We start from the raw sequence: 19660 nt of genomic DNA, 5'->3' as shown, positions 1-19660 counted from the left end.
AAAACGTGCATATCCAGCGCAAATGTGCCACAGGGCTTTCATGCCTGCGTCGGGCGGACCGCCCATGGTAATCTTGCGCCCATCGCGGAAAAGCCGGGCCAATGCCCCTCCTTTGCCCTACACCTTTCAACGAGTTTTCCTGAATTTCCGATGAATAAAGCCATCTCCGATTTGTCCTCTCACACGCCAATGATGCAGCAGTACTGGCGTCTGAAGAACCAGCACCCTGATCAGTTGATGTTCTACCGCATGGGCGACTTCTACGAGATCTTCTATGAAGACGCAAAGAAAGCCTCCAAGTTGCTGGACATCACCCTGACCGCTCGCGGGCAGTCTGCCGGCCAGGCGATTCCGATGTGTGGGATTCCTTACCATGCAGCGGAAGGTTACCTCGCGAAACTGGTCAAGCTTGGCGAGTCGGTGGTGATTTGTGAGCAGGTGGGTGACCCGGCCACCAGCAAAGGGCCGGTGGATCGTCAGGTAGTGCGGATCATCACGCCGGGCACGGTCAGTGATGAAGCGCTGCTGGATGAGCGTCGGGACAATCTGATCGCCGCGGTGCTGGGTGACGAGCGCCTGTTCGGCCTGGCCGTGCTGGACATCACCAGCGGCAATTTCACGGTGTTGGAAATCAAGGGTTGGGAAAACCTGCTCGCTGAACTGGAGCGGGTCAATCCGGTAGAGCTGATGATCCCGGATGATTGGCCAAAAGACCTGCCGGCGGAAAAACGTCGAGGGGTTCGTCGCCGTGCGCCGTGGGATTTCGAGCGCGACTCGGCGCTGAAAAGTTTGTGCCAGCAGTTTTCGACCCAGGACCTTAAAGGCTTTGGCTGCGAGAACCTGACCCTGGCCATCGGTGCCGCCGGTTGCCTGCTCAGCTACGCCAAGGAAACCCAGCGCACCGCCCTGCCGCATTTGCGCAGCCTGCGCCATGAGCGCCTGGATGACACCGTGGTGCTGGATGGCGCGAGCCGTCGCAATCTGGAACTGGACACCAACCTGGCCGGTGGCCGCGACAACACCCTGCAATCGGTGGTCGATCGCTGCCAGACCGCCATGGGCAGCCGTTTGCTGACCCGCTGGCTGAATCGTCCGCTGCGGGATCTGACCGTATTGCTGGCGCGCCAGACCTCGATCACGTGCCTGCTCGACGGCTACCGCTTTGAAAAGCTGCAACCGCAGCTCAAGGAAATCGGCGACATCGAGCGGATTCTGGCGCGGATCGGCCTGCGCAACGCCCGCCCTCGCGACCTCGCTCGTCTGCGCGATGCACTGGGCGCTTTGCCTGAGTTGCAAGTGGCGATGACCGAGCTGGAAGCACCGCACATCATTCAACTGGCCAAGACCACCAGCACCTACCCGGAACTGGCGGCGCTGCTGGAAAAAGCCATCATCGACAACCCGCCTGCGGTGATCCGTGACGGCGGCGTGTTGAAGACCGGTTACGACAGCGAACTCGACGATCTGCAATCGCTCAGCGAAAACGCCGGGCAGTTCCTGATTGATCTGGAAGCACGCGAGAAAGCCCGCACCGGCCTGTCGCACCTGAAGGTCGGTTACAACCGCATTCACGGCTACTTCATTGAACTGCCAAGCAAGCAAGCCGAATCCGCGCCGGCCGACTACATCCGTCGCCAGACGCTCAAAGGTGCCGAGCGTTTCATTACCCCGGAACTCAAGGCGTTCGAGGACAAGGCGCTGTCGGCCAAGAGCCGTGCCCTGGCCCGCGAGAAAATGCTTTACGAAGCGCTGCTCGAAGACCTGATCGCCCAATTGCCACCGCTGCAGGACACCGCCGCTGCGCTGGCCGAACTGGACGTACTGAGCAACCTGGCCGAACGAGCGCTGAACCTCGACCTGAACTGCCCGCGTTTCGTCGACGAGCCCTGCATGCGTATCACCCAGGGTCGTCACCCGGTGGTCGAGCAAGTGCTGAGCACGCCGTTCGTGGCCAACGACCTGAACCTCGACGACAACACGCGGATGCTGGTGATCACCGGTCCGAACATGGGCGGTAAATCCACCTACATGCGTCAGACCGCGCTGATCGTGTTGCTGGCGCACATCGGCAGCTTCGTGCCGGCGGCCAGTTGTGAACTGTCGCTGGTGGACCGGATCTTCACCCGGATCGGCTCCAGTGATGACCTGGCGGGCGGCCGTTCGACCTTCATGGTCGAAATGAGCGAAACCGCGAACATTCTGCACAACGCCACCGAACGCAGCCTGGTGCTGATGGACGAAGTCGGGCGCGGCACCAGCACCTTCGATGGCCTGTCCCTGGCATGGGCCGCCGCCGAGCGACTGGCGCACCTACGGGCTTACACGCTGTTCGCCACCCACTACTTTGAGCTGACAGTGCTACCGGAGGCGCAACCACTGGTGGCCAACGTTCACCTCAATGCTACCGAGCACAACGAACGCATCGTGTTCCTGCACCATGTGCTGCCTGGGCCGGCGAGTCAGAGTTACGGCCTGGCAGTAGCGCAACTGGCCGGTGTGCCGAGCGAAGTGATCGTGCGTGCTCGCGAGCATTTGGGTCGCCTGGAAGCCACCGCCCTGCCCCACGAGGTTGCGCCACCCGTCAAAGGCAAACCGGCCGCGCCACAGCAAAGCGACATGTTCGCCAGCCTGCCGCACCCGGTGCTCGACGAGTTGACTAAGCTCAACCTGGATGACATGACCCCGCGTCGTGCACTCGAAATGCTCTATACACTGAAGAACCGGATCTAACGCACTTGCCTGCAAGCTGTTAGAATCTCGCGCGGTTTGGGATGCTGCTGGCTAATAGCCTGGCCAGCAGACTATCGCTCCCAAACCTGGCGACCCCTACGTGAAGGGGCGCAGCAAGCCGCGCCTGAGGAGAAAATTAGAAATGACCTTCGTCGTCACCGACAACTGCATCAAGTGCAAGTACACCGACTGCGTAGAAGTCTGTCCGGTGGACTGCTTTTACGAAGGCCCGAACTTCCTGGTGATTCACCCGGATGAGTGCATCGACTGCGCATTGTGCGAACCAGAATGCCCTGCCGTGGCCATCTTCTCCGAAGATGAAGTGCCTGCCGGCATGGAGGAGTTCATTCAGCTGAACGTGGAACTGGCCGAAATCTGGCCGAACATCACCGAGAAGAAAGAATCGTTGCCTGATGCAGAAGAGTTTGATCGCGTCATCAACAAATCTGTAGGCAGTAAGCTCAAAGATCTCGAACGCTGATTACCCCCGCGTTCCGATAAAAGGCCCCACGAGGGCCTTTTTGCTTTTTTGCAGGCAAAAAAAGGGGCGGTTCGACCCGCCCACATTTTTTCCCTATTCCCTGTATTCCTTTTCATCGTCCTGATGAATCACTTCCTGTGATGTCCTTTCCCTTCATCCTTGAAAGGCGTGTCTGTCCGTCGACACAGTTCAGATAGTAGAGACTTCCTTACCAGGAGCAATCAGCCCGAATCAGGAAAACCTGTTGTCACATGCTCTTAACTTTAAAAAATATGCATACACATCAAATAGATAGATTTGATGTTGTAGGAAAATGGACGACTAGCGCCCTGTAAAAATAACGAACGCTTACGAAAGAGTAAGCAAAGACTTACAACGCAAGACTACAAACTTGCGGCAAACCCCCAGGCAATAAAAAACCCCGAACCAGTCGGGGTCTTTTACTACCGACCAAGCGTATCGCCTATTGAAACAGCGACTCGCTCGACAGGCCGTTCTTCTCGAGAATCTCCCTAAGACGCTTCAGGCCTTCCACCTGAATCTGTCTGACCCGTTCCCGGGTCAGGCCGATCTCCAGGCCTACGTCTTCAAGCGTGCTGCTCTCGTGCCCCCGCAAGCCGAAGCGACGCACCACCACTTCGCGTTGCTTGTCGGTCAGCTCCGACAGCCATTGATCGATGCTTTGGGACAAATCGTCATCCTGCAGCAGCTCACAAGGGTCGGTTGGACGGTCATCAGTCAGGGTGTCCAGCAGGGTTTTATCCGAATCCGGACCCAGCGAGACGTCGACCGAAGAAACCCGCTCGTTGAGGCCAAGCATGCGCTTGACTTCGCCCACCGGTTTTTCCAGCAGGTTGGCGATTTCTTCGGGTGAGGGTTCATGATCGAGCTTTTGAGTCAGCTCCCGTGCAGCCCGCAGGTACACGTTAAGCTCCTTGACCACATGGATCGGCAACCGGATGGTCCGGGTCTGATTCATGATCGCGCGCTCGATGGTCTGACGAATCCACCAGGTTGCGTAGGTCGAAAAGCGGAAGCCGCGTTCAGGGTCGAACTTCTCCACTGCCCGAATCAAGCCGAGGTTACCCTCTTCGATCAGGTCCAGCAGCGACAGCCCACGATTGACGTAACGCCGGGCGATTTTAACCACCAGCCGCAGGTTGCTTTCAATCATGCGCTTGCGCCCGGCCGGATCGCCACTTTGCGACAGGCGCGCAAAATGAACTTCTTCTTCCGGGGAGAGCAATGGGGAAAAGCCGATTTCATTGAGGTACAACTGCGTGGCATCCAGTGCCCGCGTGTAATCGATGTACTTGTGCTGCTTTAGCGAAGCGGAGTGTTTGGATTTGGCACGAACGGAAGGTGGAGCTGCCCCTTCATCATTCGACATCGAATCCGTCCCGATGCCGGTCTCCATCAGGAGAACCTCATCGTCGATGTCAAACTCCGGCACTTCTTTACTGAGAGCCATTGTTATAGTCCTTTGGTGAGTTCGACCTCAAGCTCAAGCGGCGCCTTTATCCTTGGCAACGCTGGAGCCTGTTCCCTCTACGTGACGGAACAGGCTGGCTAACAAATCAACGACGTGGCAGGAATTGCAGCGGATCTACAGGTTTACCTTGCCGGCGAATCTCAAAATGCAGTTTCACCCGGTCTGTACCCGTTGACCCCATTTCGGCAATTGTCTGTCCGACCTTGACCTGCTGCCCCTCCCGAACCAACAGCCTGCGGTTATGTCCGTAGGCACTAACGTAGGTATCGCTGTGTTTGATGATGACTAATTCGCCGTAGCCCCTTAAGCCACTCCCGGCGTATACCACCGTCCCATCAGACGCAGCTAAAACAGGCTGTCCCAAATCTCCGGCGATATCAATTCCTTTATTCAAACTACCGTTTGAAGAGAATTTTCCAATCAGAATGCCATTAGATGGCCATCCCCAGCCGGTCGGGGCCGGTCCCGCAGGCGGCAATGGAGCGGGTGCCGGCTTGCTGGCGACGGACGGTGCAACCACCGTTGTCGTCGTAGTTACGCCATTCGCCTGACGTCGGATTATCGTGGTTTTACTCGACGACGAAGGCGCCGAATCGGATGCGTTGGCCACCGCTGTCGGCGTTGATCCGGTGCGACCATCGAAGCGAATTATCTGACCCGGATGGATCGTGTAGGGCGTAGGAATGTTGTTCCGTGCGGCGAGGGCTTTGTAGTCCCAGCCGTAGCGAAAAGCGATCGAGAACAGGGTGTCTTTTGGCCGAACGACATACTGACCCGTGGTCACTGCCGGACGTTGGGGCGTAGCGTTACTGCGATCGACGACACCGACGCTACTCGATTTGGTGCTGGAGCAACCGACCAGCAAGGTGCTCAAGACAAGGCCAGTCACCAGGCGCTGAAAGCTCGTTGTACTCATACGCTGCGCAATGACTGTGAGACTCACCCGCCGCTCCCTATGTGGTGGCTGAAATTGTGGTTTGCCGTGTCCCGGCTCGAGATGTCGCAAGTATAACGGGCCGAACAGGCTTTACCTTTAATGAAGCGAAATCGCGACGCGCACACGTTTGCTGACTGACGATAAATACCGTTTAACCAATCGATGCCGCTGTAAGACACGGCCAATCGAAGAGAATTCAGCGCGCCAAAACAAATGCTCAGGCCAGTGGTCCGTTGAGCAATGGCACGAAACGCACCGCCCCCAAAACCCGCCGGGAAAAGCCTTGTTCTTCGCGGATGATCAGCATCAGCTGTTGCACCTCGCCGGAGCCGACCGGAATCACCAGCCGTCCACCCGGTGCCAACTGATCGAGCAACGCCTGAGGCACATCGGTGGCCACTGCCGTGACGATGATGCCGTTGTAAGGCGCCAGCGCTGGCCAGCCCTCCCAGCCATCGCCCCACCGAAACACCACGTTGCGCAGGTTCAGCTCCACCAGGCGCTCCTTGGCCCGGTCCTGCAAAATCTTGATGCGCTCAACGGAAAACACCCGTTCGACCAACTGCGACAGCACCGCTGTCTGGTAGCCCGAGCCCGTGCCAATTTCCATCACCTTGTCCAAGGGACCTGCCTCCAGCAGCAACTCACTCATGCGAGCCACCATGTAGGGCTGGGAAATGGTCTGGTTGTGCCCGATAGGCAACGCCGTGTCTTCGTAAGCACGATGGGCCAGCGCTTCGTCGACAAACAGGTGACGCGGTGTACGACGGATGACTTCCAGCACCTTGGCATTGGAAACACCTTCTTCATACAGACGCTGAATCAGGCGCTCGCGGGTCCGTTGAGAGGTCATCCCGATGCCGCGACGCAGCATATCGTCTTGTTCACGAGACATTAGCGCAGCCCCTCCAACCAGCCATCGAGACTACTGAAGGCATCATTGAAGGTGCGATCCAGTTGCAGCGGGGTGATAGAAACATAACCCTGCATGACGGCATGGAAATCGGTGCCCGGGCCACCATCCTCAGCATCCCCGGCGGCGGCGATCCAGTAACCGGACTTGCCGCGGGGGTCGACCACTTTCATGGGTGCCGCGGCCCGTGCGCGATGCCCGAGGCGGGTCAGCTGAATACCGCGAATATGGTCCAGCGGCAAATTGGGAATGTTCACATTCAGTACCGTGCGCGGCGGCAGGTCGAGATCGCCATGGGCTTCGACCAGCTTGCGTGCAAAGTAGGCGGCTGTGGGAAGGTTCTCTACTTGTCGTGAGACCAACGAGAAGGCAAACGAAGGGCGCTCAAGGAAACGCCCCTCAAGGGCTGCCGCCACGGTGCCGGAATACAACACGTCATCGCCCAGGTTGGCGCCCAGGTTGATCCCCGAAACAACCATATCCGGTTCGCGCTCCAGCAAGCCGTTCAGGCCCAGGTGCACACAATCGGTGGGAGTGCCGTTCACGCTGATAAAGCCGTTGGCCAGAGTTTGCGGGTGCAACGGACGGTCGAGCGTCAGCGAGCTGCTGGCGCCGCTTTTGTCCTGGTCCGGGGCGATAACCACGCATTCGGTGTAATCCGCCAGCGCAGCATAAAGCGCGGCGAGACCGGGTGCGGTTACCCCATCGTCGTTAGAAATCAGAATACGCATGGGCTGTCCGTCTGCCCCACCGGCACCAGATCAACAAGCTCGCGCACCAATACGGTGGCAAAGCATCCGGCCGGTAGGACGAATTCCAGTTGCAGAATGTCAGGCTCGGGATAATGCCACGTCAACCCACCAATGGGCAGCCGCAGAATGCGACGTTCGTGGCTCATACCGGCGTTAATCAACCAATCACGCAAGTCCGCTTCGCGAGCGGCGATTTCCTGCTCCAGTACATGGACAACGCCGGTCGCCGGCGAGTCACCTTCGCCCCACTGCGGGCCTGTCGGATGCAGATCGAGTATCGCCAGTCGCGGGTCGTTGCATTCGGCCTCACCGGCTGGAAAGAAGCTGCGACTGTCGGTGAAGGCCAGCAGATCGCCGACCTGGGCCTGCTGCCAGGTACCATCGGCGACGCGTGCCGCCAACACCTGATTAAACAAAAAACTGCGCGCCGTAGAGAGCAGACGCGAGCGCACGTTGCGCTGCTCAGGCAACGCTTTGCGCGCGGCCCAGGCACGGGCATCGACCACATTGCCGCCGTCGAAGCCGAAACGTTGGGCACCGAAATAATTGGGAATACCCTGCTTGGCGATCAGTTGCAGTCGCTGTTCAATCGCCGTTTTGTCGCCAGCAAATTGAGTCAGGCGCAAGGTGAAACCATTGGCCGAATGAGCGCCGCGTTGCAGCTTGCGCTTATGCCGACCGGTCTTGAGAATTTTCAGCGTGTCGTTTTCGGCGGCCGACAAATCAGGATCAGCCTTGCCCGGCAGTTGCACGCTGAACCATTGGCGCGTCAGCGCCTGACGGTCCTTGAGCCCGGCATAACTGACGGTGCGCAATGGCACGCCCGCAGCCTTGGCGATACGCCGCGCCGCTTCCTCGGTATTCAGTCCGCGCTTTTCCACCCAGATCCACAAATGCTCGCCATCACCGCTGAGGGGGATATCGAGCACTTCATCGACCTGAAAATCTTCTGCCGTGGCTTTCAGAACCGCGGTGCCAAGCGCCTCACCATAGGCCCGCGGGCCAAGCAATTGCGATTCGTTCATGCGCGCAGCAACAAGGCAACGGAGTGCACGGCAATGCCTTCTTCGCGCCCGACAAAGCCAAGCTTTTCGGTGGTGGTAGCTTTCACGTTCACTTGATCCAGTTCAATTTGAAGATCCGCGGCAATCAGCGCGCGCATCGATTCGATATGCGGGGCCATTTTCGGCGCCTGGGCGACGATGGTGTTATCAACATTGCCGACTTTCCAGCCTTTGGCATGAATCAATGCGACGACATGACGCAACAGCACACGGCTGTCGGCGCCCTTGAAGGTCGGGTCGGTGTCCGGAAAATGCTTGCCGATATCACCCAGCGCGGCCGCGCCGAGCAAGGCATCGCTCAAGGCGTGCAGCAGGACGTCACCGTCGGAGTGAGCGAGCAGCCCGAAGCTGTGTGCAATGCGCACGCCGCCCAGAGTAATGAAATCGCCTTCAGCGAAACGGTGCACATCATAGCCGTGGCCAATACGCATAAAAAAACGCCCCGATTTTTGTCAGGGCGTGATTCTACCTGCTTTGTCGATCATTAGGCGCCTAGTGCACGCCCATGATGTTGCAAGTGATCGCCGATAAAACTGGCGATGAAGAAATAGCTGTGGTCATAGCCCGGTTGCAGGCGCAACGTCAGCGGATAACCGGCCAGTTTGGCCGCCTGTTGCAAGGCTTCAGGCTTGAGCTGGGTGGCAAGAAAATCATCGCGATCGCCTTGATCCACCAGCAGCGGCAACTGCTCGTCAGCCTCGGCAATCAATGCACAGGCATCCCATTCACGCCACTTCGAACGGTCTTCACCCAGGTAACGACTGAAGGCTTTCTGACCCCATGGGCAATCCATGGGATTGTTGATCGGCGAGAACGCCGACACCGATTGATAACGCCCCGGGTTGCGCAGCGCGCAGACCAGCGCGCCATGGCCACCCATGGAGTGCCCGCTGATGCCACGCTTGTCCGATGCAGGGAAATGGGCTTCAACCAATGCCGGCAATTCCTGCACGACGTAGTCATGCATCCGATAGTGCCGCGACCATGGCTCCTGCGTGGCATTCAGATAAAACCCGGCACCCAGTCCGAAGTCCCAGGCCCCCTCCGGATCACCCGGCACATCCGGACCGCGCGGGCTGGTGTCCGGCGCCACAATAATCAGCCCCAACTCGGCGGCCATGCGCATGGCGCCGGCCTTTTGCATGAAGTTCTCGTCGGTGCAGGTCAGGCCGGACAACCAGTACAGCACCGGCAATTTGCCGCCCTGCTCCGCTTGCGGCGGCAGATACACGGCAAACACCATGTCGCAGCCGAGCACATCTGAACGGTGCCGATAGCGCTTGTGCCAGCCGCCGAAGCTTTTCTGGCAGGAGATATTTTCCAGGCTCATGACCGACCTCAGAAATGGATGACGGAACGGATGCTCTTGCCTTCATGCATCAGGTCGAACGCCTTGTTGATATCTTCCAGGCCCATGGTGTGGGTGATGAACGTGTCCAGCGGGATCTCACCGGTCTCGGCCATTTCAACGTAGCTTGGCAACTCGGTACGACCACGCACGCCGCCGAACGCCGAACCGCGCCAGACGCGACCGGTGACCAGCTGGAATGGTCGGGTGGAGATTTCCTGACCGGCACCGGCGACTCCGATGATGACCGACTCACCCCAGCCCTTGTGGCAGCACTCAAGTGCGGCGCGCATCAGTTGCACATTGCCGATGCACTCGAAGGAAAAGTCGACGCCGCCATCGGTCATGTCGACGATGACTTCCTGAATCGGACGGTCGAAGTCTTTCGGGTTCACACAATCGGTTGCACCCAGCTGCTTGGCGATCTCGAATTTGGCCGGGTTGATGTCGATGGCAATGATGCGTGCAGCCTTGGCTTTTACCGCGCCAATCACCGCCGACAGACCAATGCCGCCGAGGCCGAAAATGGCCACGGTGTCACCCGGTTTCACCTTGGCCGTATTGAGCACCGCGCCGATGCCGGTGGTGACACCGCAGCCCAGCAGGCAGACTTTTTCCAGTGGCGCTTCTTTAGCAATTTTGGCGACCGAGATTTCCGGCAACACCGTGTATTCGGAAAACGTCGAAGTGCCCATGTAGTGGAAAATCGGCTGGCCCTTGTAGGAGAAGCGCGAAGTGCCATCCGGCATCAGGCCTTTGCCCTGGGTTGCGCGAATCGCCTGACACAGGTTGGTTTTGCCCGACAGGCAGAATTTGCACTGGCGGCATTCCGGGGTGTACAGCGGGATCACATGATCGCCGACTGCAACCGAGGTCACGCCCTCGCCGATCGCTTCAACCACCGCGCCACCTTCGTGACCGAGGATTGACGGGAAGATACCTTCCGGATCAGCGCCGGACAGCGTGTAGGCATCGGTATGGCAGACGCCGGAAGCAACCACACGCAACAGAACTTCGCCGGCCTTGGGCATGGCGACATCGACTTCGACGATCTCGAGGGGTTTCTTGGCCTCGAAGGCAACGGCAGCGCGCGACTTGATCATGTGGGTTCTCCAGTGAATAAAAACGAGACAATGAGTGTAATACACCGTCGCTCGGTGAATAATCAGGACAAAAGCAAAACATTATTGCTACACAGGGATAATTCTAGGTGTCCGAGAATCGCTGGGAAGGTATCGACGAGTTCGTCGCCGTCGCCGAGTGCAGCCAGTTCACGGCTGCCGCCGAACGACTTGGGGTTTCTTCCTCCCATGTCAGTCGACAAATCGTACGCCTGGAAGAGCGCCTTCAGACACGACTGCTGTATCGCAGCACCCGCCGGGTCACGCTGACCGAAGCCGGGCAAACGTTTCTGCAGCATTGCCAGCGTTTGCAGGATGGTCGCGAAGAAGCGTTGCGCGCGGTCGGCGACTTGACCAGCGAACCCAAGGGCATGCTGCGCATGACCTGCGCCGTGGCGTACGGCGAACGTTTTATCGTGCCGCTGGTGACGCGGTTCATGGGGCTTTATCCACAACTGCGTGTCGACATCGAACTGAGCAATCGCCCGCTCGATCTGGTGCATGAGGGCCTCGACCTGGCGATCCGCCTTGGGCGCTTGCAAGACTCCCGGCTGGTCGCCACTCGCCTGGCACCACGACGCATGTACCTGTGCGCATCGCCGTCCTATCTGGAGCGTTATGGTCGGCCACATAGCCTGTCGGAACTGAGTCGCCACAACTGCCTCATCGGCAGCTCGGACCTGTGGCAACTGGAACAGAACGGGCGGGAGTTTTCGCAGCGGGTCCAGGGAAACTGGCGCTGCAACAGTGGGCAAGCGGTGCTGGATGCAGCGCTGCAAGGCGTAGGGTTGTGTCAGCTACCGGACTATTACGTGCTGGAGCATTTGAAAAGCGGCGCATTGATTTCGTTACTGGACGCGCATCAACCACCGAATACCGCCGTATGGGCGCTTTATCCACAGCAACGGCATCTGTCGCCCAAAGTGCGCAAATTGGTGGATTACTTGAAGGAAGGGTTGGCCGAACGGCCGGAGTACGCGGCTTAGCGGCGATTGGCCCAACGCTGGCGCAGCCATTCAAGGTCTTCGGGACGAGTGACCTTGAGATTGTCGGATCGACCTTCTATCAACCGTGGCGCCATGCCCGCCCATTCCATGGCCGACGCTTCATCGGTGATGACCGCATCAGCGACGAGACTGTCCGCCAATGCCCGATGCAATGCGCCCAGGCGAAACATCTGCGGCGTATAGGCTTGCCAGATCACACTGCGATCCACGGTTTCGACGACACGACCGTGCTTGTCGACCCGCTTGAGGGTATCGCGTGCCGGCACCGCCAGCAGCCCGCCTACCGGATCATCGGCTAATTCACTCAGCAACTTGTCCAGATCATCACGATTCAGATTCGGCCGAGCAGCGTCGTGAACCAGCACCCAGTCTTCATCATCAGCACCCAGCGCATGCAAATGCAGCAAGGCATTGAGTACCGAACCGGAACGCTCGGAGCCACCCTCAACCCGCTGAATACGCGGATCGCAAGCACTTGCAAGGTTCGGCCAATACGGATCATCAACAGCAAGACTGACCACCACCCCCTTCAGGCAGGGATGATCAAGGAAACAGCCGAGGCTGTGTTCGAGAATAGTGCGCCCGCCCAGTTGCAAGTATTGCTTGGGACGGTCTGCGGCCATACGGGCACCTACACCCGCGGCAGGGATCACGGCCCAGAAGGCCGGTAACGAGGTGTTCATTGAGCCAACTGGTAAAGGGTTTCACCGTCCTTGACCATGCCCAACTCATGGCGAGCCCGCTCTTCAACGGTCTCCATGCCTTTTTTCAGCTCGCTGACCTCGGCGTCCATGACCCGATTGCGTTCCAGCAACCCTTCGTTCTCAGTCTGTTGATCCGCGATCTGCTGAGTCAGCTCAGCCACTTGCGCCAGACTGCCATTACCTACCCACAGGCGGTATTGCAGGCCAGCCAGCAACAGGAGCAAAACGAGGAACAACCAATTGGGACTGCGCATCGAATATCAGGTTTCCAGTGAAAAAAGACAGCCATGCAAAAACTTTGAAGCTTCTGATAGCACGAAGCCTGGAAAATCCAGGCTTGTGCTTATAAGGCATCAGATTAGTGGCAAAAACGTCGCTGTAGCGATTTTTCCGACACAATCCGGTGTCTTTTTACCATTTAGCAATTAACCGCGGAACTCGCTGCGGCCATTGTATTTGGCTTTGCCATTCAACTGCTCTTCGATACGCAGCAGTTGGTTGTACTTGGAAACGCGGTCCGAACGGCACAGGGAACCGGTTTTGATCTGACCAGCCGAAGTGCCCACAGCCAGGTCGGCGATGGTCGAATCTTCGGTTTCGCCGGAGCGGTGCGAGATCACAGCCGTGTAACCCGCAGCCTTGGCCATCTGGATGGCTTCCAGGGTTTCGGTCAGGGTGCCGATCTGGTTGAACTTGATCAGGATCGAGTTGGCGATCTTTTTATCGATGCCTTCTTTCAGGATCTTGGTATTGGTCACGAACAGGTCGTCGCCTACCAACTGAGTTTTCTCTCCGATCTTGTCGGTGAGGATTTTCCAGCCTGCCCAGTCGGACTCGTCCAGGCCGTCTTCGATCGAGATGATCGGGTAACGCTCGGTCAGGCCTTTCAGGTAGTCAGCGAAACCTTCAGCGGTGAACACCTGGCCTTCGCCGGACAGGTTGTACTTGCCGTCTTCGTAGAACTCGCTCGCAGCGCAGTCCAGAGCCAGGGTCACGTCGGTGCCCAGCTTGTAACCGGCGTTGGCTACCGCTTCGGAGATCACTTTCAAAGCGTCTTCGTTGGAGGCCAGGTTCGGTGCAAAACCACCTTCGTCACCGACAGCAGTGCTCAGGCCACGTGCCTTCAGAACAGCCTTGAGGTGATGGAAAATCTCGGTGCCCATGCGCAGACCTTCCGAGAAAGACTTGGCGCCAACCGGCTGAACCATGAATTCCTGGATGTCGACGTTGTTATCGGCGTGCTCGCCACCGTTGATGATGTTCATCATCGGAACCGGCATCGAGTAAACACCCGGGGTACCGTTCAGGTTGGCGATGTGAGCGTACAGCGGCAGGTCCTGGTCCTGTGCTGCTGCCTTGGCCGCGGCCAGGGAAACGGCGAGGATCGCGTTAGCGCCCAGGGAGCCTTTGTTTTCGGTACCGTCGAGCTTGATCATCGCGTGATCCAGCGCTTTCTGGTCGCTTGGGTCCATGCCTTTCAACAGATCGCGGATCGGACCGTTGATGTTGGCCACGGCCTTCAGAACGCCTTTGCCCAGGTAACGGCTCTTGTCGCCATCACGCAGCTCGAGTGCTTCACGCGAGCCAGTGGAAGCACCGGACGGCGCGCAGGCGCTGCCGATGATGCCGTTATCGAGAAGCACGTCCGCTTCCACGGTGGGATTGCCACGGGAGTCGAGAACTTCACGACCTTTGATGTCGACGATTTTTGCCATTGTTGTAAACACTCCAAAGTTGACGAAAACGCTGTAGGAGCACGGCTTGCCGGCGATGGAGCCCTCAAGGACGCCATCGCTGGCAAGCCATGCTCCTACAAGAGCAGTGCGGCCAGCGGGCCAGAGCATAAATTCGTGCGGTACTTTACCGGAGAATTGAGGTTTACGCGGTTTCTACCGTCGGAAAACTCTTCACCAGTTCGTCCAACGCTTTGAGCTGGGCCAGGAATGGCTCCAGTTTGTCCAGACGCAAGGCGCAAGGGCCGTCGCATTTGGCGTTGTCCGGGTCCGGGTGGGCTTCGAGGAACAGGCCGGCCAGCGACTGGCTCATGCCAGCCTTGGCCAGATCCGTCACCTGGGCACGACGACCACCGGCGGAATCGGAACGACCACCGGGCATTTGCAGCGCGTGAGTCACGTCGAAGAACACCGGGTATTCGAACTGCTTCATGATACCGAAGCCGAGCATGTCGACGACCAGGTTGTTGTAGCCGAAGCTCGAACCGCGCTCGCAAAGGATCAACTGATCGTTGCCCGCTTCCACGCACTTGCTGAGGATGTGTTTCATCTCATGCGGTGCGAGGAACTGGGCTTTCTTGATGTTGATCACCGCACCAGTCTTGGCCATCGCGACCACGAGGTCGGTCTGGCGCGACAGGAAGGCCGGCAGCTGGATGATGTCGCAGACTTCAGCGACGATCGCGGCCTGATCAGGCTCGTGGACATCGGTGATGATCGGCACACCGAAGGCTTGCTTGATGTCCTGGAAAATCCGCATGCCCTCTTCCAGGCCGGGGCCACGGTAAGAGGTCACGGAGGAACGGTTGGCCTTGTCAAAGCTGGCCTTGAACACGTAAGGGATGCCGAGTTTTTCGGTGACCTTTACGTACTCTTCGCAGACCTGCATCGCCATGTCGCGGCTTTCCAGCACGTTCATGCCACCGAAAAGCACCATTGGCTTGTCGTTGGCAATCTCGATATCGCCTACGCGGATGATCTTCTGCGCCATCGGATTTACGCCTTCTTCTGGTGTTGAATCAACGCTGCTTTAACGAAACCGCTGAACAACGGGTGACCGTCACGCGGTGTCGAGGTGAACTCAGGGTGGAACTGGCAAGCGACGAACCATGGATGATCCGGAGCCTCAACCACTTCAACCAGCGCACCATCACCGGAACGACCGGAGATTTTCAGGCCGGCTTCCATGATTTGCGGCAGCAGGTTGTTGTTCACTTCATAGCGGTGACGGTGACGCTCGACGATGACGTCTTTGGCGTAGCAGTCGTGTACCAGCGAACCCGGCGCCAGCAGGCAATCCTGAGCGCCGAGGCGCATGGTGCCGCCCAGATCGGACGATTCGGTACGGGTTTCGACCGCGCCGGTAGCATCTTCCCACTCGGTGATCAGGCCCACGACCGGATGGCCGCTGGCGCGATCGAATTCGGTTGAGTTGGCGTCTTTCCAGCCCAGCACGTTACGAGCGAACTCGATCACGGCCACTTGCATGCCCAGGCAGATGCCCAGGTACGGAACCTTGTTTTCGCGAGCGTATTGAACGGCGGTGATCTTGCCTTCCACGCCACGCAGACCGAAGCCGCCCGGTACGAGGATCGCGTCAACACCTTCGAGCAACGCAGTGCCCTGGTTTTCGATGTCTTCGGAATCGATGTAGCGCAGGTTGACCTTGGTGCGGTTGCTGATGCCGGCGTGACTCATCGCTTCGATCAGCGACTTGTAGGCGTCCAGCAGCTCCATGTACTTGCCGACCATCGCGATGGTGACTTCGTGTTCCGGGTTCAGCTTGGCGTCAACCACCGCTTCCCACTCGGACAGGTCAGCGCTGCCGCATTGCAGGCCGAAACGCTCGACCACGAAATCATCCAGGCCCTGGGAGTGCAGGATGCCCGGGATCTTGTAGATGGTGTCGGCGTCTTCCAGCGCGATCACCGCACGTTCTTCAACGTTGGTGAATTGCGCGATCTTGCGGCGCGAAGAGATGTCGATCGGGTGATCGGAGCGGCAAACCAGTACGTCTGGCTGCAGGCCAATGGAACGCAATTCCTTGACCGAGTGCTGGGTCGGCTTGGTTTTGGTTTCGCCGGCAGTGGCAATGTACGGCACCAGCGTCAGGTGCATCAGCATCGCGCGCTTGGCGCCGACTTCGAAACGCAATTGGCGGATCGCTTCCAGGAACGGTTGCGATTCGATGTCACCCACGGTGCCACCGATCTCGACCATCGCCACGTCGGCATCGCCGGCGCCCTTGATGATCCGGCGCTTGATTTCGTCGGTGATGTGCGGAATCACCTGGATGGTTGCACCCAGGTAGTCACCACGGCGCTCTTTGCGCAGCACGTGCTCGTAGACACGGCCAGTGGTGAAGTTGTTGTTCTGGGTCATGGTCGTGCGGATGAACCGCTCGTAGTGGCCCAGGTCCAGGTCGGTCTCGGCGCCGTCGTGGGTGACGAACACTTCACCGTGCTGGAACGGGCTCATCGTGCCCGGGTCAACGTTGATGTACGGGTCCAGCTTCAGCATGGTGACCTTAAGTCCCCGCGCCTCCAGGATGGCCGCCAATGAAGCCGATGCAATGCCTTTCCCCAATGAAGAAACAACACCGCCCGTGACGAATATGTAGCGCGTCATGAAAAACCCTAGAAGTCTGCGTTAAAGCGGTCCGAGCCGCCGGGGAAAGCGAAGGAAGGCCGAAGCCCCCGATCACCTGCATTAATCACAGTGCACCTTTCAAAAAAACCGCCGCGTTGGGACAGACCGGCAGATGAAACACCGGTACGTTGCTCGCTACACATTTTTTGGAATCGCCCAGCAAAGACTGCTTGGTAATCGGCAACTCCTGCAATTCAGGCGAATCCACAGAAGTTGTATCAAGAAGGGAGCGTAGTCTACCGGAAAGCCCCTTTCAGCTCAAACCTTGATCTTCGCTCGGCGGTTGCCAATGCAAATGCCAGCCATCTTGCCCACTGCCATTCAAGCCCCGTACGTTGGCCACTGCCAGCAATTGCCCCTCGCGGTAGACCAGCGGCAATCTGCCACGGATGAAGCCCGGAACCCCGCGTTCATTGAACAAACGCTTGAGATCGCGATGACCGCGATCGGGCAAATTCATGACCTCGCCTCCCTGACGATAGCGGATTTGCAGCGAGCCATCGGGGATTTGCCCGGTGAGTGTGAGCACGCCGTTATCCGGCAATTCCAGCGGTGTCGAAGGATCCGGCCAATCCACGGCAGGCGGCGGATTGCGTAGCCAACAGCCCGAGAGCCACCAGATACGTCCAGCCGAACGATGCACTTCGCCATCGGCCAGCCGCCAGACCGGACGGGCATCACCGGTGGCATCACGCAAATTCTCCCAACCCGACCAATGGTCACTGTCCGGCAACCGCGTCAGTGCTGTGAGCCAGTGGCTCAGCGCGTTACGCTGGCGAGCGGCAGAGTGCCTTGCAAGGCAAGCCAGCTCCAGAGATTGCACGCCCAACCAGTCGAACTCATGGGCTGTTGCCGCTTCGACCAGATCAATTTCTGCCAACTCATCCAGCAAAGCCTGCGCTTCACTCAAGTGAGCAGCGCTACGCGCCATCGTCACCGCCGCTTGCGGCCAGCGCTCGGTCAATACCGGAAACACCTGATGCCGCAGGTAGTTGCGGGAGAACTGGCGATCCTGGTTCGAAGGGTCTTCGATCCAGCTCAGCCGGTGTTCGATTGCGTAGGCTTCAAGTTCGGCGCGTGAGACATCCAGCAGCGGGCGCAGAAGATGTCCACGGCCCAAGACCCGCTCACGCGGCATTCCCGACAAACCTCTCACCCCGGCTCCGCGCAACAGTCGGAACAACAGGGTTTCAGCCTGATCGTCACGGTGCTGGGCGGTCAGCAGAATGTCCTCGGCATGAATCACCGCGCTGAACGCCCCGTAACGCGCCTCACGGGCGGCGCGCTCGATACTGGCGCCAGGTTGAACCTGAACGCGAACCACCTGTAGCGACACACCGAGCGCATCACAGACCGACTGACAATGCTCCGGCCAGGCATCCGCCGCCGCTTGCAGGCCGTGATGAACATGAATGGCGCTGAGCGCCGGCAGGGATTCGGTTTTTGCCAGGTCGGCGAGAAGGTGCAGCAGGACGGTGGAGTCGAGACCACCGGAGAAGGCGATGTGCCAGGTTGTGGCGTTGCGCCATGGAGCGAGTTGTTTGAGAAGCGTTGCACAAAGTGTCATTGACGCACCAAAACCTGTAGGAGCCGAGCTTGCTCGCGATGAACGTTAACGCGGTCGGCCTGTTAAACCGAGGCGTCCCAATCGCGGGCAAGCCTTGCTCCTACATGATGGAGGAGCGATCGATCAGAGACCGTAGCTCATCAGTCGCTCGTAACGACGGGCCAGCAGCGCATCATTGTCGAACTTCTTCAGCATCGCCAGTTGCGAGCTCAGCTCGGCACGGATCGACGCAGCCGCAGCAGCCGGGTCACGGTGTGCGCCGCCCAATGGCTCGCCGATCACCTTATCCACAATGCCCAGGCCTTTCAGGCGCTCGGCAGTGATGCCCATCGCTTCAGCGGCGTCCGGGGCTTTCTCGGCGGTTTTCCACAGAATCGATGCACAACCTTCCGGCGAAATCACCGCGTAGGTCGAGTACTGCAGCATGTTCAACTGATCGCAAACACCAATCGCCAAAGCACCACCGGAACCACCTTCACCGATCACGGTGGCGATGATTGGGGTTTTCAGACGCGACATGACACGCAGGTTCCAGGCGATCGCTTCGCTCTGGTTACGCTCTTCAGCGTCAATACCAGGGTAAGCGCCCGGGGTGTCAATGAAGGTCAGGATCGGCATTTTGAAACGCTCGGCCATTTCCATCAGGCGGCACGCCTTGCGGTAGCCTTCAGGACGCGGCATGCCGAAGTTGCGGCGAACCTTCTCGCGCACTTCGCGGCCTTTCTGGTGACCGATGATCATGACCGGCTGGTCGTCCAGACGGGCGATACCGCCAACGATGGCAGCGTCATCGGAGAAATGACGGTCACCGTGCAACTCATCGAACTCGGTGAAAATGTGTTCGATGTAGTCCAGGGTATACGGACGTTTCGGGTGACGCGCCAGGCGTGCGATCTGCCAGCTGGTCAGCTTGCCGAAGATGTCTTCGGTCAGCGTGCTGCTTTTGTCCTGCAGGCGGGAGATCTCATCGCCGATATTCAGCGAATTGTCGTTACCGACCAAGCGCAACTCTTCGATCTTGGCTTGCAGGTCGGCGATCGGCTGTTCGAAATCTAGAAAATTCGGGTTCATAGGCGTCCGTCTTGGGTCGACGTCCAAGAGAGCTTGGGCCGGCCGGTTGTCTATTCGCGCCCTACCTTAAGGGAGAGGCGCGTTCAGGTCG

General features: G+C 58.7%; 18 protein-coding genes. 3 read left to right on the top strand and 15 right to left on the bottom strand.

Annotated elements, in window-relative coordinates:
* Window positions 1-162: 162 nt before the first annotated feature.
* Both mutS and fdxA read left to right on the top strand, forming a co-directional pair.
* Window positions 163-2730: a DNA mismatch repair protein MutS gene (gene mutS / locus LOY55_RS05550; protein ID WP_223523989.1), complete on the top strand. Its 2568-nt coding sequence runs from the start codon at window positions 163-165 to the stop codon at window positions 2728-2730.
* A gap of 142 nt (window positions 2731-2872) precedes the next feature.
* Window positions 2873-3211 carry a ferredoxin FdxA gene (gene fdxA / locus LOY55_RS05545; protein WP_223523872.1) on the top strand — a complete coding sequence of 113 codons (339 nt, stop codon included), beginning with the start codon at window positions 2873-2875 and terminating at the stop codon, window positions 3209-3211.
* 463 nt (window positions 3212-3674) lie between these two features.
* On the opposite strand, the gene rpoS is transcribed toward fdxA, so the two are convergent.
* The 8 genes from rpoS to LOY55_RS05505 all read right to left on the bottom strand — a co-directional run bounded on the left by rpoS (window position 3675) and on the right by LOY55_RS05505 (window position 10820).
* A complete protein-coding gene (rpoS, locus tag LOY55_RS05540) occupies window positions 3675-4682 on the bottom strand; it encodes an RNA polymerase sigma factor RpoS (RefSeq protein WP_059407844.1) in 1008 nt (335 codons plus the stop codon).
* A 106-nt stretch (window positions 4683-4788) separates the two neighbouring features.
* Window positions 4789-5646, bottom strand: a complete 858-nt coding sequence (locus tag LOY55_RS05535) for a peptidoglycan DD-metalloendopeptidase family protein (RefSeq protein WP_258667790.1) — start codon at window positions 5644-5646, stop codon at window positions 4789-4791.
* Window positions 5647-5857: 211 nt separating this feature from the next.
* A complete protein-coding gene (locus tag LOY55_RS05530) occupies window positions 5858-6493 on the bottom strand; it encodes a protein-L-isoaspartate(D-aspartate) O-methyltransferase (RefSeq protein WP_175649021.1) in 636 nt (211 codons plus the stop codon).
* Window positions 6494-6534: 41 nt separating this feature from the next.
* Entirely contained in the window at window positions 6535-7284 is a 750-nt protein-coding gene (gene surE, locus LOY55_RS05525; protein WP_046029231.1) for a 5'/3'-nucleotidase SurE, read from the bottom strand.
* Window positions 7272-8330 (bottom strand): tRNA pseudouridine(13) synthase TruD, encoded by a 1059-nt coding sequence (gene truD, locus LOY55_RS05520; protein WP_109786000.1) that lies wholly within the window; start codon window positions 8328-8330, stop codon window positions 7272-7274. Before truD ends, surE begins: the two co-directional genes overlap by 13 nt.
* Entirely contained in the window at window positions 8327-8800 is a 474-nt protein-coding gene (ispF, locus tag LOY55_RS05515) for a 2-C-methyl-D-erythritol 2,4-cyclodiphosphate synthase (RefSeq protein ID WP_109786001.1), read from the bottom strand. Before ispF ends, truD begins: the two co-directional genes overlap by 4 nt.
* Before the next feature lie 53 nt (window positions 8801-8853).
* The gene (gene fghA / locus LOY55_RS05510; RefSeq protein ID WP_109786002.1) at window positions 8854-9699 is read right to left on the bottom strand and encodes an S-formylglutathione hydrolase; all 846 of its coding nucleotides are present in this window, start codon (window positions 9697-9699) and stop codon (window positions 8854-8856) included.
* A gap of 8 nt (window positions 9700-9707) precedes the next feature.
* The gene (locus tag LOY55_RS05505; protein WP_027924991.1) at window positions 9708-10820 is read right to left on the bottom strand and encodes an S-(hydroxymethyl)glutathione dehydrogenase/class III alcohol dehydrogenase; all 1113 of its coding nucleotides are present in this window, start codon (window positions 10818-10820) and stop codon (window positions 9708-9710) included.
* Between the two features lie 107 nt (window positions 10821-10927).
* On the opposite strand from LOY55_RS05505, the gene LOY55_RS05500 reads away from it, so the two are divergent.
* Window positions 10928-11824, top strand: coding sequence for a LysR substrate-binding domain-containing protein (locus tag LOY55_RS05500; RefSeq protein WP_046029220.1), 897 nt, complete (start codon window positions 10928-10930; stop codon window positions 11822-11824).
* Here the strand turns inward: LOY55_RS05500 and ispD are convergent.
* From ispD to LOY55_RS05465, 7 genes are all read right to left on the bottom strand, one after another.
* Complete coding sequence (gene ispD, locus LOY55_RS05495; protein ID WP_046029218.1) at window positions 11821-12528, bottom strand: 2-C-methyl-D-erythritol 4-phosphate cytidylyltransferase; 708 nt, start codon at window positions 12526-12528, stop codon at window positions 11821-11823. The two genes, LOY55_RS05500 and ispD, sit on opposite strands and share 4 nt — an antisense overlap.
* Entirely contained in the window at window positions 12525-12803 is a 279-nt protein-coding gene (gene ftsB, locus LOY55_RS05490; RefSeq protein ID WP_109786003.1) for a cell division protein FtsB, read from the bottom strand. Before ftsB ends, ispD begins: the two co-directional genes overlap by 4 nt.
* A 171-nt stretch (window positions 12804-12974) precedes the next feature.
* On the bottom strand, window positions 12975-14264 hold the full coding sequence (eno, locus tag LOY55_RS05485) for a phosphopyruvate hydratase (RefSeq protein WP_046029212.1): 1290 nt from the start codon (window positions 14262-14264) through the stop codon (window positions 12975-12977).
* Between the two features lie 163 nt (window positions 14265-14427).
* The gene (gene kdsA / locus LOY55_RS05480) at window positions 14428-15273 is read right to left on the bottom strand and encodes a 3-deoxy-8-phosphooctulonate synthase (protein ID WP_046029210.1); all 846 of its coding nucleotides are present in this window, start codon (window positions 15271-15273) and stop codon (window positions 14428-14430) included.
* 5 nt (window positions 15274-15278) lie between these two features.
* Window positions 15279-16910: a CTP synthase gene (locus LOY55_RS05475; protein WP_223523869.1), complete on the bottom strand. Its 1632-nt coding sequence runs from the start codon at window positions 16908-16910 to the stop codon at window positions 15279-15281.
* 274 nt (window positions 16911-17184) lie between these two features.
* Window positions 17185-18498, bottom strand: coding sequence for a tRNA lysidine(34) synthetase TilS (gene tilS / locus LOY55_RS05470; protein ID WP_223523866.1), 1314 nt, complete (start codon window positions 18496-18498; stop codon window positions 17185-17187).
* Window positions 18499-18621: 123 nt separating this feature from the next.
* Window positions 18622-19569: an acetyl-CoA carboxylase carboxyltransferase subunit alpha gene (locus LOY55_RS05465; RefSeq protein WP_109786005.1), complete on the bottom strand. Its 948-nt coding sequence runs from the start codon at window positions 19567-19569 to the stop codon at window positions 18622-18624.
* Window positions 19570-19660: the final 91 nt, after the last annotated feature.

Origin of the sequence: Pseudomonas sp. B21-040 (assembly GCF_024748695.1) — a bacterium.
Taxonomy (GTDB): Bacteria; Pseudomonadota; Gammaproteobacteria; order Pseudomonadales; family Pseudomonadaceae; genus Aquipseudomonas.
This window is presented reverse-complemented; position numbering and strand designations above follow the sequence as displayed.